This is a genomic window from Rosenbergiella epipactidis (genome assembly GCF_018494055.1).
Taxonomy (GTDB): Bacteria; Pseudomonadota; Gammaproteobacteria; order Enterobacterales; family Enterobacteriaceae; genus Rosenbergiella; species Rosenbergiella epipactidis.
The window spans coordinates 1-276 of the sequence record NZ_JABBFQ010000030.1; the positions used below are offsets into that span (position 1 = coordinate 1).

Annotated in this window: 3 tRNA genes; all 3 read right to left on the reverse strand. The window is 51.8% G+C overall.

What is annotated here, in order from left to right:
• Position 1 precedes the first annotated feature (1 nt).
• The 3 genes from HGT71_RS15665 to HGT71_RS15675 all read right to left on the reverse strand — a co-directional run bounded on the left by HGT71_RS15665 (position 2) and on the right by HGT71_RS15675 (position 276).
• Positions 2-76, reverse strand: a tRNA-Gln gene (locus HGT71_RS15665).
• 30 nt (positions 77-106) lie between these two features.
• Positions 107-191: transfer RNA gene (locus tag HGT71_RS15670), tRNA-Leu, on the reverse strand.
• A gap of 8 nt (positions 192-199) precedes the next feature.
• Positions 200-276: transfer RNA gene (locus HGT71_RS15675), tRNA-Met, on the reverse strand.

Here is a 276-nt window from a genome sequence, read left to right on the forward strand (position 1 = left end):
TTGGCTGGGATACCTGGATTCGAACCAGGGAATGCCGGTATCAAAAACCGGTGCCTTACCGCTTGGCGATATCCCAACATGCTTCGCTTATTAAGATAGTACAAAATGGTGCGGAAGGCGAGACTTGAACTCGCACACCTTGCGGCGCCAGAACCTAAATCTGGTGCGTCTACCAATTTCGCCACTTCCGCATTAAAGATGGTGGCTACGACGGGAATCGAACCTGTGACCCCAGCATTATGAGTGCTGTGCTCTAACCAGCTGAGCTACGTAGCC